Source organism: Ruegeria sp. AD9, assembly GCF_056542305.1.
Window position 1 is genome coordinate 1 of the sequence record NZ_JBQFZP010000059.1, and the last position, 1370, is coordinate 1370.

1 protein-coding gene is annotated in these 1370 nt (G+C 56.7%); it reads left to right on the forward strand.

Annotated features, from left to right (window positions below):
- Nucleotides 1-99 precede the first annotated feature (99 nt).
- Entirely contained in the window at nucleotides 100-1119 is a 1020-nt protein-coding gene (locus ACR0AM_RS21575; protein WP_209599476.1) for an IS110 family RNA-guided transposase, read from the forward strand.
- The last annotated feature ends 251 nt before the right edge of the window (nucleotides 1120-1370 follow it).

Below are 1370 nucleotides of genomic sequence, written 5' to 3' on the forward strand. Positions count from 1 at the left end.
GCGTCTGCTTCGCGGATGGGGTGGATGGCGTCTGCAGCCAACCGTCGCGCTTTGCGGCAAACTGCAGAAGACATCTTCTGCAAGGAAAGGAGCCCCACCATGGAAGTCACGACAATAGGATTGGATCTCGGTAAAGACGTCTTTCAGGTCCACGGGATCGCTGATGACGGTACGGTTGTCTTCAATCGTTCGATCCGCCGCAGACAATTGCTGAAGTTCTTTGAGACCCTGCCGAGCTGCCTCGTCGGAATTGAGGCGTGTGGGTCGGCACATCACTGGGCGCGTGAGCTGACTGAAATCGGCCATGACGTGCGCCTCATGCCGGCGACTTACGTAAAGCCCTACGTGAAGCGTGGAAAGACGGATGCGGTTGATGCCGAGGCAATCTGCGAGGCCGTCACGCGACCGACCATGCGGTTCGTCGCTGTGAAATCGAAGGAACAACAAGCCCTTCTTACAATGCATCGCGTGCGCCAGCTTGTCGTGCGCCAGAAAACCCAGATGCTGAACGTGATCCGGGGTCTTCTTCGAGAGTTTGGTCATGTGATCGGGAACGGGCCGGTGGCGGCGATGCGCTTCGTCAAAGGGTTCAAAACCAACGATTGCCCGGACATGCCAGACGTTGCGAAGAGCATGCTCAAAACCCTCTGCGAGCAGGTTGTTGCACTCGACGAGCGCGTGGTGTTCTACGACAAACTGATCGAGTATCATTCGCGGATCGATGAACGGGCCAAGCGGATCAGAACCGTCCCTGGTGTTGGTCCAATCACCGCCTCTGCCATCGTCGCCACCATCGGCGACGGCAAACAGTTCAAGAACGGGCGCGAGTTTGCTGCTTGGCTTGGTCTCACCCCATTGAACAGATCGAGTGGTGGCAAGGAACGCCTCGGCCGGATTAGCAAGAAGGGTGACCGTTACATAAGAAGGCTTCTGGTGATCGGTATGACCTCACAAGTACAGCGCGCCCGCGGCTATCCAGAACGCGTGCATCCTTGGATCATGCAACTCCTCGAGCGCAAACCCGTCCGACTTGCCACGATCGCGATGGCAAACAAAGCCGCACGGATCATCTGGGCGATCCTCACCAAAGAAACATACTACCGGCAATCAGCGGCATAACCGGAGGCACTGAACAAAAAAGAATTGCAAGACGAATGCCATGATGGCACGTGCGGTCATCCGAGAACCCGGAAAACCCGAGCTTCGTCCTGAACTCTCAGGTTCGCTTTGCCGATTGGGACCAGGTTCACGGAACCCATCAAGGCCAGCGGCTCAAGCAAATGCCGCAATCAAAGGCCGGACACAGGACTGTACTGACCAGCCGCGCAATCAGAGCATTTTGTCCTTGCAAAGCAGACGCCATCCACACA

Excerpts from the sequence above, each read along its gene's own strand:
- ACR0AM_RS21575 (WP_209599476.1), top strand. The coding sequence starts at position 100 with ATGGAAGTCACGACAATAGGATTGGATCTCGGTAAAGACGTCTTTCAG.